This is a genomic window from Streptomyces sp. NBC_01089 (genome assembly GCF_045162975.1).
GTDB lineage: Bacteria > Actinomycetota > Actinomycetes > Streptomycetales > Streptomycetaceae > Streptomyces.
Map to the genome: position 1 here is coordinate 1,981,319 of NZ_CP108660.1, position 17,327 is coordinate 1,998,645.

General features: G+C 69.3%; 16 protein-coding genes. 2 read left to right on the forward strand and 14 right to left on the reverse strand.

Annotated features, from left to right (window positions below):
* Positions 1 to 91 precede the first annotated feature (91 nt).
* From OG510_RS08700 to OG510_RS08720, 5 genes are all read right to left on the reverse strand, one after another.
* Positions 92 to 1,681 (reverse strand): glycoside hydrolase family 13 protein, encoded by a 1,590-nt coding sequence (locus tag OG510_RS08700; RefSeq protein WP_406136198.1) that lies wholly within the window; start codon positions 1,679 to 1,681, stop codon positions 92 to 94.
* 110 nt (positions 1,682 to 1,791) lie between these two features.
* Positions 1,792 to 2,667: a carbohydrate ABC transporter permease gene (locus OG510_RS08705; protein WP_406136199.1), complete on the reverse strand. Its 876-nt coding sequence runs from the start codon at positions 2,665 to 2,667 to the stop codon at positions 1,792 to 1,794.
* 13 nt (positions 2,668 to 2,680) lie between these two features.
* Positions 2,681 to 3,643: a carbohydrate ABC transporter permease gene (locus tag OG510_RS08710; protein ID WP_406136200.1), complete on the reverse strand. Its 963-nt coding sequence runs from the start codon at positions 3,641 to 3,643 to the stop codon at positions 2,681 to 2,683.
* 229 nt (positions 3,644 to 3,872) lie between these two features.
* Positions 3,873 to 5,285: an extracellular solute-binding protein gene (locus tag OG510_RS08715; protein WP_406136201.1), complete on the reverse strand. Its 1,413-nt coding sequence runs from the start codon at positions 5,283 to 5,285 to the stop codon at positions 3,873 to 3,875.
* Between the two features lie 125 nt (positions 5,286 to 5,410).
* Entirely contained in the window at positions 5,411 to 6,430 is a 1,020-nt protein-coding gene (locus OG510_RS08720) for a LacI family DNA-binding transcriptional regulator (protein WP_406136202.1), read from the reverse strand.
* An 89-nt stretch (positions 6,431 to 6,519) separates the two neighbouring features.
* On the opposite strand from OG510_RS08720, the gene OG510_RS08725 reads away from it, so the two are divergent.
* Positions 6,520 to 8,154 carry an ATP-binding protein gene (locus tag OG510_RS08725; protein ID WP_406136203.1) on the forward strand — a complete coding sequence of 545 codons (1,635 nt, stop codon included), beginning with the start codon at positions 6,520 to 6,522 and terminating at the stop codon, positions 8,152 to 8,154.
* Between the two features lie 110 nt (positions 8,155 to 8,264).
* Here the strand turns inward: OG510_RS08725 and OG510_RS08730 are convergent, their stop codons facing one another.
* The 4 genes from OG510_RS08730 to OG510_RS08745 form a co-directional block, all read right to left on the reverse strand.
* Positions 8,265 to 8,786 carry an SRPBCC family protein gene (locus tag OG510_RS08730; protein WP_406136204.1) on the reverse strand — a complete coding sequence of 174 codons (522 nt, stop codon included), beginning with the start codon at positions 8,784 to 8,786 and terminating at the stop codon, positions 8,265 to 8,267.
* Positions 8,787 to 8,910: 124 nt separating this feature from the next.
* A complete protein-coding gene (locus OG510_RS08735; protein WP_406136205.1) occupies positions 8,911 to 9,942 on the reverse strand; it encodes an ABC transporter substrate-binding protein in 1,032 nt (343 codons plus the stop codon).
* Between the two features lie 58 nt (positions 9,943 to 10,000).
* Positions 10,001 to 10,936 (reverse strand): ABC transporter permease, encoded by a 936-nt coding sequence (locus tag OG510_RS08740; RefSeq protein WP_406136206.1) that lies wholly within the window; start codon positions 10,934 to 10,936, stop codon positions 10,001 to 10,003.
* Positions 10,926 to 11,741 (reverse strand): ABC transporter ATP-binding protein, encoded by an 816-nt coding sequence (locus OG510_RS08745; RefSeq protein WP_406136207.1) that lies wholly within the window; start codon positions 11,739 to 11,741, stop codon positions 10,926 to 10,928. Before OG510_RS08745 ends, OG510_RS08740 begins: the two co-directional genes overlap by 11 nt.
* A gap of 157 nt (positions 11,742 to 11,898) precedes the next feature.
* Between OG510_RS08745 and OG510_RS08750 the strand changes: the two genes are divergently transcribed.
* Positions 11,899 to 12,621: a response regulator gene (locus OG510_RS08750; RefSeq protein ID WP_406136209.1), complete on the forward strand. Its 723-nt coding sequence runs from the start codon at positions 11,899 to 11,901 to the stop codon at positions 12,619 to 12,621.
* Here OG510_RS08750 and OG510_RS08755 read toward each other — a convergent pair.
* The 5 genes from OG510_RS08755 to OG510_RS08775 form a co-directional block, all read right to left on the reverse strand.
* Positions 12,595 to 14,202, reverse strand: coding sequence for a cation acetate symporter (locus tag OG510_RS08755; protein WP_406142336.1), 1,608 nt, complete (start codon positions 14,200 to 14,202; stop codon positions 12,595 to 12,597). The genes OG510_RS08750 and OG510_RS08755 overlap by 27 nt on opposite strands.
* 11 nt (positions 14,203 to 14,213) lie before the next feature.
* Positions 14,214 to 14,714 (reverse strand): DUF485 domain-containing protein, encoded by a 501-nt coding sequence (locus tag OG510_RS08760; protein WP_406142337.1) that lies wholly within the window; start codon positions 14,712 to 14,714, stop codon positions 14,214 to 14,216.
* 67 nt (positions 14,715 to 14,781) lie between these two features.
* Positions 14,782 to 15,456: a response regulator gene (locus tag OG510_RS08765; protein ID WP_406136210.1), complete on the reverse strand. Its 675-nt coding sequence runs from the start codon at positions 15,454 to 15,456 to the stop codon at positions 14,782 to 14,784.
* Positions 15,453 to 16,601: a sensor histidine kinase gene (locus OG510_RS08770; protein WP_406136211.1), complete on the reverse strand. Its 1,149-nt coding sequence runs from the start codon at positions 16,599 to 16,601 to the stop codon at positions 15,453 to 15,455. The genes OG510_RS08765 and OG510_RS08770 overlap by 4 nt, the downstream gene beginning before the upstream one ends.
* Positions 16,598 to 17,119 (reverse strand): DUF1453 domain-containing protein, encoded by a 522-nt coding sequence (locus tag OG510_RS08775; RefSeq protein ID WP_406136212.1) that lies wholly within the window; start codon positions 17,117 to 17,119, stop codon positions 16,598 to 16,600. Before OG510_RS08775 ends, OG510_RS08770 begins: the two co-directional genes overlap by 4 nt.
* Positions 17,120 to 17,327: the final 208 nt, after the last annotated feature.

Genomic DNA, 17,327 nt, shown 5'->3' on the forward strand with positions numbered 1-17,327 from the left:
TGGTTCCTGTGCGGTGTCCTGTGCAGTTTCATGTGGGGGTCCTGCGCCTTCCTGCGGTGGGGGATGAGGAGCCGGCGGTCCGGCCGCGGGGTCAGGCCCGCAGCCAGACCGCCGTGTCCTGCGGCAGCCGCCCTCCGTCGTCCAGAGGACCGCTGCTCAGCAGGGCGTGCGAGTGGCCGGGGAGCACGGCGGGCTCCGCGGCGAGGTTGACGACACAGATCAGCCCTTCGGACCGGGCGAAGGCCAGCACCCCGTCGGCGGCGGGCAGCCAGCTCAGCGGTCCGTCGCCGAACCCGGCCTCCGTCCGGCGCAGCCCGAGCGCCGTGCGGTACAGCGAGAGCATCGAGTCCGGGTCGGCCGCCTGGAGTTCCGCCGCGTAACCGCTCCAGCCGTCCGGCTGGGGGAGCCAGGGCTCGGCCGTGGGCGGTCCGGCCGTCCAGGGCAGCGGCACCCGGCAGCCGTCGCGGCCCGGGTCGGCGCCGCCGGAGCGGAAGTGCATCGGGTCCTGGATCCGGTCCAGGGGGATCTCCGCCTCGGGCAGCCCCAGTTCCTCGCCCTGGTAGAGGTAGACGGATCCGGGCAGCGCCAGCGACAGCAGTGCGGCCGCCCGGGCTCTCCGGGTCCCCAACGCCAGGTCGGTGGGGGTGCCGAAGGTCTTGGCCGCGAAGTCGAAACCGGTGTCGCGGCGGCCGTAACGGGTGACCGTCCGGGTCACGTCGTGGTTGCACAGCACCCAGGTCGCCGGAGCGCCGACCGGGGCGTGCTCCGCCAGGGTCTCCTCGACCGCGGTACGGAGCCGGGCGGCGTCCCACGGGCAGCTCAGGAAGTTGAAGTTGAAGGCCGTGTGCAGCTCGTCCGGGCGCAGATAGCGCGCGAAGCGCTCCGAGTCGGGCAGCCAGACCTCGCCGACGAAGATGCCGCCGTACTCGTCGGCGACGGCACGCCAGGAGCGGTAGATGTCGTGGATCTCGTCCTGGTCGATATAGGGGTGCGGGTCGCGTCCCTCGACGAAGTCGGGCAGCCCGGCCGCCTTCGTGAGCAGCGCCGCCGAATCGACGCGTACGCCGGCGACTCCCCGTTCGAACCAGAAACGCAGGACGTTCTCGTGCTCGTCGCGCACCACGGGGTGGGCCCAGTTGAGGTCGGGCTGCTCGGGGGCGAAGAGGTGGAGGTACCACTCGCCGTCCGGGACCCGGGTCCAGGTGGAGCCGGCGAACTGGGACGGCCAGTCGTTCGGGGCGAGTTCGCCGTGCTCACCGCGGCCGGGACGGAAGTGGAAGAGTTCACGCTCCGGGCTGCCGGGGCCCGCGGCGAGCGCGGCCCTGAACCAGGCGTGCTGGTCGGACACATGGTTGGGCACGATGTCGACGATGACCCCGATCCCCAGCGCACGTGCTTCGGCGATGAGTTTCTCGGCCTCGCCGAGGGTGCCGAACGCGGGGTCGATGCTGCGGTAGTCGGCGACGTCGTAACCGCCGTCCGCGAGCGGCGACAGATACCAGGGGGTGAACCAGAGGGCGTCCACGCCGAGTTCCGCGAGGTACGGCAGTCTGCTGCGTACCCCTGCCAGATCCCCGGTTCCGTCACCGTCCGCGTCGGCGAAACTGCGTACGTACACCTGGTAGATGGCGGCGGAGCGCCACCAGTCATCGGTGGCCTCGGGCGGAGGGGTGGCTGCCACGTGACGGTCCTTTCGGGCAGGTGGGACTCCGCCGCCGGCCCCGGACAGCGGGGCACCGGGCCGGGTCCGGCGGCGGAGCGCGGAGGGTCGTTGGGGCGGAGCGCCGGTGGTCAGCCCTTCAGGCTGCCGGCGGTCAGGCCGCTCATGATGTTGCGCTGGAAGATCAGGAAGATGATCAGTGTCGGCGCCGAGGCCATGGCGAGTGCGGCGATGAGCCAGTTCTCGGGCACCCCCTGGGCCAGGGAGTAGATACCGACGTTGAGGGTCTGCTTGCCGGGGTCGGGCAGGGTGAGCATCGGCCAGAGGAAGTCCTTCCAGACGCCGACGACCGCGAAGATCGAGACGACGCCCAGAATGGGCCGGGAGATGGGCAGCACCACCGAGCGCAGCGTGCGCAGTGGCGAGGCCCCGTCGATGGCGGCCGCGTCCAGCAGCTCCCGGGGGATCGAGTCGAAGAACCGCTTCAGCAGGAAGATGTTGAAGGCGTTCGTCACGGAGGGAAGCCAGATCACCCAGGGCGAGTTGAGCAGGTTGCGCTGGAACAGCGGCACGTCGAGCACCGTGAGGTACTGCGGTACGACGAGGACGGTCGCCGGGATCATCAGCGTCGCCAGCATCATCCCGAGGATGGCCTTGCCGAAGACGGGCCTGAGCCTGGAGAGCGAGTAGGCCGCGGCGACGTCGAGTACCAGCTGGAAGAAGAGCGCCCCGAAGGCGTAGTAGAGCGTGTTGAGCAGCAGCTTGGACAGCTGCATCACGTGCCACGCCTTGGAGTAGTTGTCCGGGTGGAGGCTCTTGGGGAAGGCGGTGGGCGGCGACTGGGCGATCTCCTGCGCGGTCTTCAGCCCGCCGGTCACCATCCAGTAGAGCGGCCCGAGGAAGACCAGCGTGAACAGGAGGACCACGAGGGTGAGGACGCCCCAGTAGACGGCCTTGCCGCGGGGCCTGCCCAGTTGGGCGGGTGAGATCAGAGTGCGCTCTGCCATCGTCGTACCCCTGTCACTGGCTGTCGCTGTCGCGGCTGAGCCGGACGTACGCCGCCGAGAATCCGGCGAGCAGTACGAGCAGGACCAGGCCGAGTGCGGCGGCGCCGCCGTAGTTGTCGAAGTTGAAGGCGTACTGGTAGATGAGGTAGACGACGGTCGTCGTCGATCCCTCGGGTCCGGCGCCGTTGGTCAGCAGGAACGGTTCGGTGAAGACCTGCATCGTCGCGATGATCTGCATCAGCAGGAGCAGCGAGAGGATCAGCCGGGTCTGCGGGACGGTCACATGCCAGATCTTCCGGAAAAGCCCGGCGCCGTCCAGCTCGGCCGCCTCGTACAGCTCGCCCGGGATGCCCTGGAGGGCGGCGAGGTAGATCAGCGTCGCACCGCCCATGTTCATCCAGGTCGAGGCGATGACCACGGAGAGCATCGAGGTGCTGGTGGACTGGAGCCACTGCTGTTCGGGCAGGTGCAGAAAGTGCAGGATGCCGTTGAAGAGCCCGTATCCGGGGTCGTAGAAGTACTTGAAGAGCAGGACGGACGCGACCGGCGGCAGCATCACGGGGAGATAGACCAGCAGGCGCAAGTACCCCTGGGCGTGCCGGAATTCATTGATGACGATCGCGATGACGAACGGCACCAGGAAGCCGAGCACCAGCGCCAGACCGGTGAACAGCAGGGTGTTGCGCCATGCCTGCCAGAACGCCGGATCGTGGAAGACGTAGTCCAGGTTGTCCAGGCCGACCCAGGTGGTCCTGCCTGCCGTGTTCTTCTGGAAGGCCAGGAGGAACTCCCTGACCATCGGGTACCACGAGAAGAAGGCGAAGCAGAGCACGGCGCCGATCAGGAAGCCGTGCGCCGAGAGGTTGCGCCGCAGATTGCGGACGAAGATCTCGCGGCGTGCCTCGGGCGGCGGACCGTCGTGCCGCGGCGGCTGCGCCGGCGTCATGCTGCTCGTGGACAGGGTGGGGGCCGACATCGTCTCTCCTTGGCGCCGGTGCTCGGGCTGGGCGGGAGCTGGACCGCCCGGCTCTAGGGCGTGTCCGCAAAGTCGCGTCGTTGCCCGCAGGGCGGGCGCGCGGCGTCCGGTGCGTGGTCTCGGCGTGCCGGGCGGAAGTCCTCGTACTGGGCCGTACTAGGGCTTTCGCCCGGTGCGGCGAGAGTGCGTGCCGGGCGTCGCGCGCCAGACGCGACTTTGCGGACACGCCCTAGTTCGCCAGGACCTGGTTGACCTGCTGCTCGGCTGTGGAGAGCAGGGAGCCGACGTCGGCGTTCCTGTTGGTCAGCACCCCCGACATCGCGTTGTCGAGGACCTTGTAGATCTCCTGGGCCTTGGCCGGCTCGGCCTTGCCCTTGACGGGGTTGTCCATGAAGGGCTTGAAGTTCTCCACCGGCATGGTCGCGCTGTCGGTCCGGGACCGGAGGTCAGCCGCCTTGGTCTGACCGGTCCAGAAGTTGGGCTGCGGCAGCCCGACCGGCAGCTTGTCGGCCTTGGCGCGCGCCCAGTCGAACTGGCCCTTGCCGGGGGTGAGCGTCTTGAAGTTGATCCAGGCGATGGCCGCCTTGATCTTGTCCGGCGAACTGCCCTGCTTGATCATGTAGTCGTTGCCGCCGAAGAGCGTGGCGCGGCCGCCGGGGATCGGCCCCATGCCGTAGTCGGCGTACGTGGCACCGAGCTGCTGGACCATGTACGTGAGGTCGTCCGGGGCGGCGAGGAACATCCCGAGCTTGTCGGTGGAGATCTGCTTCTGCAGATCCCCCCACTTGAGCAGCTGGGTCTTGCCCATGCTGCCGTCGTCCCAGCGCATGGCCTTGAGGTTGGTCAGGACCTGTCTGCCGATGGCGTTGTTGAAGGCCGCCTTCTTGCCGTCCGGGCTGACGACGTCGCCGCCGAGTCCGTACATCTCGGCGGTGAAGTGCCAGCCGCCCTGATTGGTCGCGCTGTAGTCGCCGTAGCCCGCGATGCCGTTGCCGAGACCGGCGATGGCCTTGGCGTCCTTGCGGACCTCGGCCCAGGTGGTCGGCGGCTTGTCCGGGTCGAGTCCGGCCTGCTTGAAGAGCTTGCGATTGATCATCAAGCCCATCGTGTAGTTGCTGGTGGGCAGGCCGTAGGTCTTGCCGTCCTGCTTGAGGACCTTCATGACATCCGGGTCGATGCTGCCCAGCGCCGGAACCGTCTTCGCGTTCACGTACGCCGATATGTCGGCGGCGCCGCCGTTGTCCAGCACCTGCTGGAGGTCGGTGAAGTAGGTGTAGAAGACGTCCGGCTGCGACTTGCCCTTGAGCGCGGCGGTGAAGCGCGTGGGCTCCTCGCACTGGCCAGGGGTGGACTTACCGTCGATCGTGACGTTCGGGTACTGCTTGTTGAACGTCCTGACGTCCTCCTTCCACTCGCGCAGCTCCGCCGCCTTCGCGGCCGGGGGCATGCAGTCCATGGTCAGCGTGACCTTGGTCTTCGGGTCGAGTGGCGCAGACGGGTCCGAACTGCCGCCGCCCGATTCCTCATTGCCGCCCCCGCTGCTGCTGGTGCCGCAGGCAGCCAGTGCGGTCAGCGCGAGCGCGGAGACGAGGGCCGCCGCCGCGGTACGGCGGTGGGTCGGGCGGAACCAGGTGCTTCTCATCGGTGGTCCCCCTGTGGGCAAGAGCGCTGGAAGCCCACAGCTGCGTCGCTGTGCGGCGGCGCAAACTCAACCACCCGGCACAGCACTCCGCAAGATGTCGCGCAGATTTCGCAAATTTTTGACAGCTACCGCTTCCCGCCCCGCGGCACCTGGGCCGTCGAGCCGCGCACCACGAGCTCGGGCTCGAAGAGCAGCTCGTCGGAGGGGACCGTACGGCCTCCGATCTGCAGGGACAGCAGCTCGACCGCGGCGCGCCCCATCGCCTCGATGGGCTGGCGGACCGTGGTCAGCGGCGGGTCGGTGCAGTTCATGAAGGCCGAGTCGTCGTAGCCGACGATCGAGATGTCACCGGGCACCGAGAGGCCCCGCCGGCGGGCGGCGCGCACCGCGCCCAGTGCGAGCGGGTCGCTCGCACAGATGACTCCGGTGACCCCCTGGTCGAGCAGCCGGGCCGCCGCTGCCTGGCCGCCCTCCAGCGAGAACATCGCCCGTACGACACGCTCGTCGGGGAGTTCGGCGCCCAGCTCGGCCGCGATCACCCGGGCCGCGTCCAGCTTGCGCATCGACGGCACGTGGTCACCGGGCCCGAGCACCAGACCGATCCGCTCGTGACCGAGGGAGGCCAGATGGCGCCACGCCTGGTCGAGGGCGACCGCGTCGTCGCAGGAGACACCGGGGAAACCGAGGTGCTCGATGACCGCATTGATCAGAACAACCGGAATCTTGCGGTCCGCGAGCACCTTGTAGTGGTCGTGCGGCGCGTCGAGCTGGTGGTAGAGACCGCCGGCGAAGACCACCCCGGAGACCTGCTGCTCCAGCAGGAGTTCGACGTAGTCGGCCTCCGAGACCCCGCCCTTGGTCTGCGTGCACAGCACGGGGGTCAGGCCCTGCTGCGCGAGTGCGCCGCCGACCACTTCGGCGAAGGCCGGGAAGATGGGGTTCTGGAGCTCGGGGAGCACCAGGCCGACCAGCCGGGCCCGTTCGCCGCGCAGCTGGGTCGGGCGCTCGTACCCGAGCACGTCGAGTGCCGACAGAACAGCCTGGCGGGTGGCCTCCGAGACGCCGGGCCTGCCGTTGAGTACCCGGCTGACCGTGGCCTCGCTGACCCCAACCTTCTGTGCCACCTGTGCAAGTCGTCGCGTCATACACGCAAGATTAGCGCAAGCACCGCAAGCGGTTTGCGGGCCAGGGGGGAACTTCCGGTAGCTCCTCTCGCCCTCTACCGTTCTGCCACATGAACACCGGACAGCCCTGGAAACGTCGCATCGGACTGCCCCGACGGGCGTTCTCCCAGGTGCTGCTGATGCAGCTGACCATCGCCGGCGGAGTGCTCGTGCTGGCGACCGGCCTCTTCCTGCGCCCGCTCGGCGCCCAGCTCGACGACCAGGCCATGCGCCGCGCCCTGGCGATCGCCGAGACCACCGCCTCCCCCCGGCTGGCGGCGGAGCTCCTCGCATCCAGGCCGACGCCCGGGGGCCCCGTACAGGCCGAGGCCGAACGCATCCGGCGCGCGACCCACGCCGAGTACATCGTGGTCATGGACGTGCGCGGGATCCGCTGGTCGCACACCACCCGCTCCGAGATCGGCAGTGTCGTCTCGACGAGCGCCGAGGAGCCGCTGTCCGGCCACGAGGTCATGCAGATCGACACCGGTACGCTCGGCCGCTCGGCCCGTGGCAAGGTCCCGCTGCGCGACAGCCACCACCGGATCGTCGGCGCGGTGTCGGTCGGCATCAGGTACGACAGCGTGCGCGCGCATCTGCTCGCCATGATCCCCGGGCTTCTCGCGTACGCGGGCGGTGCGCTCGCCGCGGGGGCGCTGGCCGCGTATCTGATCTCCCGGCGGCTCCAACGGCAGATGCACGACCTTGCGTTCTCCGACATCGCCGCGCTGCTCGCCGAGCGCGAGGCGATGCTGCACGGCATCCGCGAGGGCGTGGTCGCGCTGGACGGCGGCGGCCGGATACGGCTCATGAACGACGAGGCCCAGCGGCTCCTCGACCTCGGCCCCGAGATCATCGGGCTGCCGCTCACCGAGGCACTGGGCGAGGGGCGCACCACCGATGTGCTGGCGGGGCGGGTCACCGGTGAGGACCTGCTGGCGGTACGGGGGCGCCGCGTCCTGGTCACCAACCGGATGCCCACCGACGACGGGGGCGCCGTGGCCACCCTCCGCGACCGTACCGAGCTGGAGCAGCTGGGCCGTGAACTCGACTCCACCCGTGGCCTGATCGACGCCCTGCGCGCCCAGGACCACGAGCACGCCAACCGGATGCACACCCTGCTGGGCCTCCTGGAACTGGAGATGCACGACGAGGCAGCCGATTTCATCACCGAGGTGGTCGGGGCGCACCGCACCACCGCCGAGCAGGTCACCGAGAAGATCCACGACCCGCTGCTGGCCGCGCTGCTGGTCGGCAAGGCCACGGTGGCGGCGGAGCGCGGGGTCATGCTGCAACTCACCCCGGAGACCCTGCTGCCCGACCGGCTGGTCGACCCGCAGGGGCTGGTGACGATCGTGGGCAACCTGGTCGACAACGCCCTGGACGCGGCGTCCGGTTCGGACGGCGCTCGGGTGGAGGTCGAGCTGCTCACCGAGGGCCATACGGCCGTCCTGCGCGTCGGCGACAGCGGCGAGGGGGTCCCTCAGGAGCAGCGCGAGCTGATCTTCACGGAGGGCTGGTCGACCAAGAAGCTTCCCGCTCACGGGAAGCGCGGCCTGGGGCTGCCGCTGGTCCGCAGACTCGCCGAGCGCCAGGGCGGCAGCGCGGAGGTGGGCGCGGGGACGGGCGGGGGCGCCGAGTTCACCGTCGTACTCCCGGAGGCGCTGACCGGCGGCCGGACGCCGGCGCGGGAGCCTACGGGCTGACGGGGGGACCGGCTGGCGGGCTGACGGGCCGACAGGCTGACCGGCACTGTCCGTTCCGGACGGCAGCAGGCCCCCGCCCGGAACGGACAGGGGCCTACGACGCCAGCGCCCTACGCTTGCGCCCGCGCCTCCGCCTCGGACTTCACCCCGGCGAGCGTCGCCTCGATACCATCGCGCAGCAGCGCCAGGCGACCGGCGATGATCTCCGTCTCCCGCTCCGGATGCTTCTCCACAAAGGTGTGCATCGGACCGCGCGCCGTGCCGATCCGCATGCCGTGCCGCAGGCGGGTGCCCCCTCCCGCGACCGGCTCCAGCAGATACGTCCATATGGCCAGCGGCTCGCCGCCGGCCCGCTCCTCGGCGTACACGACCTCCCAGCGGAAGGCCCGCGGCTCCTCCACTTCGGCGATGCGGCTGACGGTGTGCCACTCCCCCAGGCCTTCGTTGCGGTTGCGGCCGGAGAAACACGCACCGACGACCGGTGCCTCCGCACCGTCCAGCCACGTCACCTCCTGGAGTTCCGGGCTGTGGCGGGCCGATGTCGAGATGTCCGACACCAGCCCCCACACCTGGTCCGGTGGCGCGGCGATCTCGATCTGACACTCGACGTGGGGACCATCGGCAAGACGCATCGTTCACCCTCCGGGGCAGGACGTTCCGCGGCCACGCCCATCAGCGTCGGCCGACCCTGATCATCTCAGCCGGGGCCAGGCCCCGTCACCGACAACGCCTCAGTGGGCCTTCTCCCGACGCGCCTCAGTGGGCCTTCTTCGCGAACTCCGTCGTGTACGTCTTGGACAGATCCACCGTGGCGTTCTTGAGGTTCGGGTTGAACGCCTTGAGTACCTTCTCGACCGTCTCGGGTCCGTTGGCCGGCATCACACCGTCCTTGGTGAACATCGGCAGAGTCGCCTTGATCGACTGCGCGTAAAGGCTCTTGCCGCCCTGCGCGTAGTCGGCCGGCATCTTCGCCGCGATCTCCTCGGGCGAGTGGGACGACATCCATTTCAGGGTCTTCACAAAGGCGTTGACCAGCTTCTGCACCGCGGGCTTGTGGCTGTCGACCCAGTCGGCGTTCATGTACATGCTGGACGAGGGGTACGGACCGCCCAGTGCCGCCTGCGAACCCTCAGGGGTGCGCATATCGATGAGGATCTTGCCGAGCTTCTGGTCGACGATGTTCGTGACCGTGGGGTCAGTGGTCATCCCGCCCTGGATCGAGCCCTGTTTGAGCGCGGCGATGAACGTCTGCCCCGCGCCGACGGCGACAGGGGTGAAGTCGCCGCTCTTCCCGCCGCCGCGGACCGCCAGGTACTTGGTCAGGAAGTCGGTGGACGAACCGAGCCCGGTGACACCCAGCTTCTTGCCCTTGAAGTCCTTGGGACCGCTGAGCGACCCGGCGGCCTTGTTGGACACCACCTCGACCTCGCCGGGTGCGTGCGAGAGCTGCACCACCGACTCCACGTGTTTGCCCTTGGTCTGCAGATCGAGCGTGTGGTCGTAGAAGCCGACAGTGCCCTGGACATCGCCGGAGACCAGCGCCGTCTCGGCCTGGACACCCGCGGGCTCCGTCAGCAGCGAGACGTCGAGGCCCTCGTCCTTGAAGTAGCCAAGGCGCTGGGTGAGCATCGCGGGCAGATAGATGACCTTGTCCAGGCCGCCCACCATGATCTTGATCTTGTTGGCGTTCTTGCCCTCACCCAGTGAGTCGCCGCCGCAGCCGGTGAGCGCGGTCAGCGCCAGTACACCCGTCACCGCGACTGCCGACACTCTGCTGATGCTGCGCATGTTCATCACGTCCCTGTGATTAACCCTGTGATTAATTCGGAATTGATCTTGCTGTGCGTCAGCGCTCGCTGCCGGCTTCGGCGGGCCGCCACCTGAACAGCCGCCGTTCGGCGAAGGTCAGCAGCCCCTCGGTGATCAGTGCGACGACCGCGAGGATCACCATCGCCGCGTATACACCAGCGGCGTTGAAGGTTCCCTGTGAGGCCGACACCAGCAGTCCGAGGCCCTTGGTCGCGCCGATGTACTCACCGACGATCGCGCCGATGAGGGCGAAGCCGAAGCTGACATGGAGGCTGGTGAAGATCCACGAGGTGGCGGAGGGGATGACCACCTGGAAGGTGACCCGCCGGTTGCTCGCGCCGAGGATCCGCGCGTTGGCGACCAGATTGCGGTCGACCTCCCTGGCGCCCTGGAAGGCGTTGAAGAAGACCGGGAAGAAGACCAGCACGACGGCCGAGGCGACCTTCGACGCCGGGCCGAGCCCGAACCAGATGAGGAAGACCGGCGCCAGGACGATACGCGGGATGGCGTTGAGGACCTTGATGTACGGGCCGAGCACATCGGAGAGGAACCGGATGCGGCCCAGGGTGATGCCGAGGACGACACCGGTGACCACACCGATGACCCAGCCGAGGAGCGCCTCGTACATCGTGTACCAGATCTGTTCCCACAGGGATCCCTGAGCGGTGCCGTGCAGCGCCCAGTCCCGGATCTGGTCCCAGATCTTCGACGGCATCGAGAAGTTGAAGGGATCGATGATCTTGGCGCGGGCCAGGATCTCCCAGAGCGCGATCACCGCGACCAGCAGCAGCGCACGGCTCACGTACACCACGGCACGGCGGTTGCGCGCGGCCCGCTGACGCTCCTCGGTCCGGCCGGTCCTCTTGTCGAGGGCCACAGCCGGAGCGGCCACCGCGAGGGGCGAGGTGGAGGAAGAGCTGGAGGAAGAGGTGGCGGGGGCGGCGCCCGGCGCCGGCTCGGTCTCAGGCGGCATCAGCGGCACCTCGCTCACGGGTGATACGGACTTCCTCGCCCAGCGAGGACCAGATCTCGCGGTAGATCTCGACGAAGCGGGGTTCGAGCCGCACCTCTTCGACCTTGCGTGGCCTGGGCAGATCGATATCGAAGACCTGTTTCACGGTCGCCGGTCCCGCCGTCATCACCACCACCCGGTCGGCCAGCGCGATGGACTCCTCCAGGTCGTGGGTGACGAAGACGACCGAAGTGCCGGTGCCCGCGCAGAGTTCCAGGAGCTCGTCCGACATCAGAGCCCGGGTCTGGACGTCGAGCGCGGAGAACGGCTCGTCCATCAGCAGGATCTCGGGGTCGTTCACAAAGGTCGCGGCGAGCGCGACCCGCTTGCGCTGCCCCCCGGAGAGCTGGTGGGGGTAGCGGTCCTCGAACGAGGAGAGGCCGACGCGGGCCAGCCACTCGCGGGCCTTCTCCTTCGCCTCGGCCTTCTGTACGCCACGGAAACGCGGACCCGCCATCACATTGGACAGGACCGTCCGCCAGGGGAAGACGGCGTCCTGCTGGAAGACGAATCCGACCTTGTCGCCGATGCCGCGGACCGGTTCACCGGCCACCAGCACCTCGCCCTCGGTGGGCTCCTCAAGGCCGCTGACCAGGGTCAGGGTGGTCGACTTGCCGCAGCCGGTGGGGCCGACCACGGCGACGAACTCACCGCGTCCCACGGTCAGATCCACATCCCGCACGGCTGTGTGCGGCACCCCCGACGGGGTGCGGAACACCTTGCTGGCGCCTCGCAGCTCAATGGCGGGGCTCGTGTCTGTGCTCATGAACCGGGACCGTAGATGTGGCACACAGCACAGCGGCAGCCTTGTGGGCGCAAGGCAGTCTTCTGCCTGCAAGAGACTGTTGTGCTCGTTTTGCGCGCGCTACAACTACGTGGTTGACAAGAACGTCTCACACCCGGCATTGACAGAGAGCGGCCCGATGATTGATGTACTGGTGGTCGATGACGACTTCCGTGTCGCTGAGATCAACGCTGCGTACGTGGGGAAGGTTCCCGGATTCCGCGTCGCGGCCCGTGCGCACAGCGCCGCCCAGGCCATGGCCGCACTGGAGCGCGAACCCATCGATCTGGTGCTGCTCGACCACTATCTGCCGGACGAGACGGGGCTGTCGCTGGTCCGCCGGATGCGGGAACAGGGCCACCACACCGACGTGATCATGGTGACGGCGGCCGGCGACGTGGCGACCGTACAGGCCGCCATGCGCCATGGCGCCCTGCACTACCTGGTCAAGCCGTTCACCTTCTCGGTCCTGCGCTCCCGGCTGGAGGGGTACGCGGCGCTGCGGCGCACCGTGAGCCGGGTGGGAGGCAGCGGACAGTGCGCGGGGCAGGAACAGGTCGACCGGATCTTCGGCGCACTGCGGACCACAGGAACCGCCGCGTCCTCCGGGCTGCCCAGCGGGCACTCCGTCCCGACGTCCGATCTGATCCGGGAGGTCCTGACCGGCGCCCGGCAGCCCCTGTCGGCGCACCAGGTGGCCGCCAGGACGGGGCTGAGCCGCTCCACCGCGCAGCGCTACCTGCGGCAGCTGGAGCAGACGGGGCGGCTGCGGCTGACGCTCAAGTACGGGGACACGGGACGGCCCGAGCATCGTTACGCGTGGGCGGCATCCGGTTCAGACGGCCCCGGCGCCGGTCAGTGACCGCACTTCCGTCTCGGCGTGCTTGGCGGCGTCCGGCGGCTCGGACGACGTGACCGTACCGAGCCACCCCGCGAGGAAGCCGAGGGGGATGGAGAGCAGCCCCGGATTCTCCAGGGGGAAGAACTGGAAGTCCACGCCGGGGAAGAGCGAGGTGGGGCTTCCGGAGACGACCGGCGAGAGAACCACCAGGACGACCGCCGGAATGAGCCCTCCGTACACCGACCAGACCGCGCCGCGTGTGGTGAAGTTCCGCCAGAACAGCGAGAAGAGCAGCACCGGAAGATTGGCGGATGCCGCGACGGCGAAGGCGAGCCCCACCAGGAACGCGACGTTCAGGTCCTTCGCCAGCAGGCTGAGCCCGATGGCCACGGCGCCGATCCCGGCCGCGGCGACACGGGCCACGGCCACCTCGCTGCGCTGCTTCTGCTTCTGCTTCGCTGCGTTGCGCCGCCTGAGCGTCGCATAGAGGTCGTGGGCGACGGAGGCCGACGAGGCCAGCGTGATCCCCGCGACGACGGCGAGGATGGTGGCGAAGGCAACGGCGGCGACCACGGCGAAGAGCACCGTCCCACCGGTGGAGTCCGCTCCCCCGCCGACCTCGAGCGCCAGCAACGGGATCGCGGTGTTCCCCGCCGGGTTCGACGCCCGTACCTGGTCGGAACCCACGAGCGCGGCCGCACCGAAGCCGAGCACGATCGTCATCAGGTAGAACCCGCCGATGAGTCCGATCGACCAGACGACGGAACGGCGGGCGGCACGGGCGGTGGGGACGGTGTAGAAGCGCGACAGGATGTGCGGCAGCCCGGCCGTCCCGAGAACCAGGGCAAGGCCGAGACTGATGAAGTCGATGCGGGAGGTCCAGTCCCCGCCGTACTTGAGTCCGGGCGCCAGGAACTTGGCCCCGTGGCCGCTGCGGTGCGCGGCGGAGGTGAGCAGCTGGTTGAAGTCCCCGTGGAACCGCACCAGGACGAGCGCCGTGAGCAGGACCGATCCCGTCATCAGCAGGACGGCTTTCACGATCTGGATCCAGGTGGTGGCCCGCATCCCGCCGAGCGTCACATAGATCACCATCAGCGCGCCGACACCGATCACGGTCCATGCCTGGGCGGCGCCGCTGTTCCCGCCCAGCAGGAGAGAGACAAGGCTTCCGGCACCGACCATCTGCGCCACCAGGTAGAGCACGGAGACCGTGACGGACGACGAGCCCACCGCGATCCTGACCGGGCGCTCACTCATCCGGGCCGCCACCACATCGGCCAGCGTGAACCGGCCGCAGTTGCGCACCAGTTCGGCCACCAGCAGCAGCACGACCAGCCAGGCGACGAGGAAGCCGACCGAGTAGAGCATGCCGTCGTAGCCGAAGAGCGCGATCAGTCCCGAGATACCGAGGAAGGACGCGGCCGACATGTAGTCGCCGGCGATGGCGAAACCGTTCTCCATGGGGGAGAAGAGCCGCCCGCCGACGTAGAACTCCTCCGCCGAACCATGCCGGTTGCGGCTCACCCAGGTGGTGATCGCGAGGGTGGCCGCGACGAAGACGCTGAACAGCAGCAGCGCCAGGGTCTGGTGCTGGGTGGTGATCGTGTGGCTGCTCAACGGCTGATCCCTCGCGTCAGTTCCTGTGTGTCCCAGCGGAGGTCGAGCGCCGCCCGGTCCCTGTGGAGCCGAGCGTGACGGGTGTAGGCCCAGGTGAGCAGGAAGGTGGAGAGGAACTGTCCGAGCCCCGCCAGCATCGCCACATTCACCGCTCCGGCCACCGGGCGTGCCATGAGCCCGGGTGCGGCGGTGGCCAGGACGACGTACGCGAGATACCAGGTGAAGAACGCACACACTGCGGGGACGACGAACCTCCGGTAGCGGCCGCGCACTTCCTGGAAGGCCGCGCTGCTCTGTACTTCCAGATAGATGTCGGCCGCGCTGCGTCCCGGCGTCGAGGCTGCCTGCGCCGGCACGGCGGCGGAAGCACCCGTACCGTCCAACTCGCCCCAGCCGGAGGCCAACGCGTCGTACCAGGGGTCGTCCAACCGCACCTCAGCGGCGTCGAGCCCATCGTCCTTCTCCACCGAACACCCTCTCCCTGTGCGCGACCGCATCAGCCGCGTGCCCAAGGATGGGTACTTCACAGGGCGTACGAACCCTTATCTCCCCCTCTTCACCCCTTTAGGTGAGGGACGCACCCGGTGGCAGCGCAAGACCGTGGCGGTATGCGTACCGCACCGCCTGCGCCCGGTCGCGGATCCCGGTTTTGGCGAAGAGGTTGTTGATGTGCGTCTTCACGGTGGCCGGCGAGATGTGCAGGGAACGGGAGATCTCCGCGTTGGAGAGCCCTTCCGCGATGAGCGCCAGGATCTCGGCCTCCCTGGGGGTGAGGCCGTCGGGCAGCTCGACCGAGGTCCGCAGGGCCGACGCGGGCGGCGCCGTGACCCGCTCGACGAGCAGCCGCTGCACGCTCGGCGAGAGCCCGGCCTGCCCGGCCATGACGTCCTCGATGGCCCGGACGATTTCCTCGCCGCCCGCGTCCTTGGTGAGATACCCGCGTGCCCCGGCCTGCAGCGCGGGAAAAAGCGAGTCGTCGTCGGAGAACGTCGTGAGGACCACGACCTGGGTGGACGGATACTGCTCGCGGATACGACGGGTCGCCTCCACCCCGTCGCAGCGGGGCATCCGCAGATCCATCAGGACCACGTCGGGGGCGTGTTCGCCGGCCAGCGCGACAGCCTCCTCGCCGTCCTTCGCCGCGCCCACGACCTCGATCCCGGGCAGCAGCCCCAGCAGCATCACGATGCCCTCACGCACAACGGACTGGTCGTCGGCCACCACCACCCGTGCCGTCATGCCGGCACCCTCAGCCGTACCAAGAAGCCCTCCTCATGAGGTCCCGCCTCCAGCGTCCCGCCGAGCAGCTCGGCACGCTCCCGCATTCCGACCAAACCGTATCCCGAGCCACTGACAGCGAGCTCATCCACCGGCTTCCGGGGGCCCGAGTCCCTTACCTCCAGAGTGATTTCGTCCGGGAGGTACTCCAGCCGGAGCCGGACCTCGGCGCCCGGAGCGTGCTTGCGCACATTCGTCATCGCCTCCTGTGCCACCCGCCGCACGGTCTGCGAGGCTTCCGCGGGCAACGGTCTGCGGTCCCCCGCCACAGCCAACCGTGAGCGGCCCGCCACCTCCTCCAGGAACTCCTCGACCGGTGTCATCTCACCGCGCAGCGCCGAGAGCGCCTGCCTGGTCTCGACGAGCCCCTCCCGGGCCATCCCGCGCGCCGCCACCACCCGCTCCAGGATCCGGTCCCGCTCGGCATCGCTCTCGATCAGCAACCTGGCTGCCTCCAGATGCACCATCTGCGCGGAGAGGCTGTGGGCGAGAACATCGTGGATCTCCCGGGCGATACGCGAGCGCTCCGCCAGTGCCGCGGACTCCGCCTCGGCCACCCGGGCCGCCCGCTCCTGCACCAGCAGCCGCTGGGCGCTGCCCCGGGCCTCCGCGTCGAGCCGCAGCACGTATCCGACCAGGGCCAGCCCGGCGGTGGTCAGGGCGGTGGTCAGCCACTGGTCCTCGCTCAGCAGGGCATAGGCAGCAAGGGCCGCCGCTGTACAGGGCAGGGCCGCCGCGAGCGGCAGGCGCCCCAGCGCGGTGACGGCGCAGCCGCACCACAGGACAGTGGCCGGACCGGAGAATCCCGACTGATGCGCCACCATGGCGGCGCCCAGCAGAACCACGAGCAGCGCCACGGAAGGCCACAGGCGGTGTTCCAGAGTGGCCCGGTAGAAGGCGCTCGCCGCCGCGACGCAGACACCGACCCCTGCCACCGCGGCGGCCAGCTCCCAGGTGTCGCCACCGATCTGCGCGAAGGTGCTCCACAGCAGGGCGCCCAGGCCAATGAGCCGAACCGTCCAGTTGAGCGAGCGGCGCGCGCCCGTCACGCCCACCCGGGAGAGGGCCTCCCGGGAGGGCCAGCTCGTCCAGGCGCCGGGCGTCATACGCGGTCCTTCCTTGCCCCTCCGGGCGATACTGCGGCAGGGACACCGTACGACGGGTGTATTCGCCCGGCCCGCCATGAGACCACTCCGGCCCGCACCAGCAGCGAGGACGCCAGCGCGAGCAGCATCGCCCCGGTCCCCAGGCTCACTCCGGCGAGGGCCCCGAGGCCCGCCACCCCCAACCGCACGAGCAGTCCCGCGACCCAGACGGCCGCCGTGGCCTTGGTGCCCCTGGTCCAGACCGACCCGTCCGGCTCGCTCCACACCTTGCTGGTCCAGGCCCAGCCGGCACCCATGACCAGCCCGGCCAGCAGCTGGGCCCCGACCAGCAGGACGGACAGGGAGCGGTGATGCGCGTCGAGCAGACCGTGCTGACGCAGGGCGACGAAGACGAGGATGGCGGGCAGCAGCCACCAGCGCCTGTCCTGGTTGACCTGCTGAGGGCGGAACTGCCGCACGAGCACCAGAGCGATGACCGCGACAGCCACCGCGACGTCGGTGAGCGTGGACGCTGACATGGGTGCCTCCGGTGAGCGGGGAAGGTTGACGCCTTCGACGCTACGGAAGCGAGCGGGCCCGCAAATCGGAGCAGAGGTGGACCCCGGGTGGAGCTTGCGGCTCCACCCACGGGTGGAGAACCCATGAGTGGAGGCCGCTGGTGGAGGACGAGCGTGCCGCAGAGGGCCTGGGTGACCCGGCGTTGGCCAAAGGCCCCGAACGGTCAGC

Excerpts from the sequence above, each read along its gene's own strand:
- OG510_RS08765 (WP_406136210.1), bottom strand. The coding sequence starts at position 15,456 with ATGACGGCACGGGTGGTGGTGGCCGACGACCAGTCCGTTGTGCGTGAG.
- OG510_RS08745 (WP_406136207.1), bottom strand. The coding sequence starts at position 11,741 with ATGAGCACAGACACGAGCCCCGCCATTGAGCTGCGAGGCGCCAGCAAG.
- OG510_RS08740 (WP_406136206.1), bottom strand. The coding sequence starts at position 10,936 with ATGCCGCCTGAGACCGAGCCGGCGCCGGGCGCCGCCCCCGCCACCTCT.
- OG510_RS08725 (WP_406136203.1), top strand. The coding sequence starts at position 6,520 with ATGAACACCGGACAGCCCTGGAAACGTCGCATCGGACTGCCCCGACGG.
- OG510_RS08750 (WP_406136209.1), top strand. The coding sequence starts at position 11,899 with ATGATTGATGTACTGGTGGTCGATGACGACTTCCGTGTCGCTGAGATC.
- OG510_RS08775 (WP_406136212.1), bottom strand. The coding sequence starts at position 17,119 with ATGTCAGCGTCCACGCTCACCGACGTCGCGGTGGCTGTCGCGGTCATC.
- OG510_RS08705 (WP_406136199.1), bottom strand. The coding sequence starts at position 2,667 with ATGGCAGAGCGCACTCTGATCTCACCCGCCCAACTGGGCAGGCCCCGC.
- OG510_RS08715 (WP_406136201.1), bottom strand. The coding sequence starts at position 5,285 with ATGAGAAGCACCTGGTTCCGCCCGACCCACCGCCGTACCGCGGCGGCG.
- OG510_RS08710 (WP_406136200.1), bottom strand. The coding sequence starts at position 3,643 with ATGTCGGCCCCCACCCTGTCCACGAGCAGCATGACGCCGGCGCAGCCG.
- OG510_RS08720 (WP_406136202.1), bottom strand. The coding sequence starts at position 6,430 with ATGACGCGACGACTTGCACAGGTGGCACAGAAGGTTGGGGTCAGCGAG.
- OG510_RS08730 (WP_406136204.1), bottom strand. The coding sequence starts at position 8,786 with ATGCGTCTTGCCGATGGTCCCCACGTCGAGTGTCAGATCGAGATCGCC.
- OG510_RS08760 (WP_406142337.1), bottom strand. The coding sequence starts at position 14,714 with ATGCGGTCGCGCACAGGGAGAGGGTGTTCGGTGGAGAAGGACGATGGG.
- OG510_RS08735 (WP_406136205.1), bottom strand. The coding sequence starts at position 9,942 with ATGCGCAGCATCAGCAGAGTGTCGGCAGTCGCGGTGACGGGTGTACTG.
- OG510_RS08770 (WP_406136211.1), bottom strand. The coding sequence starts at position 16,601 with ATGACGCCCGGCGCCTGGACGAGCTGGCCCTCCCGGGAGGCCCTCTCC.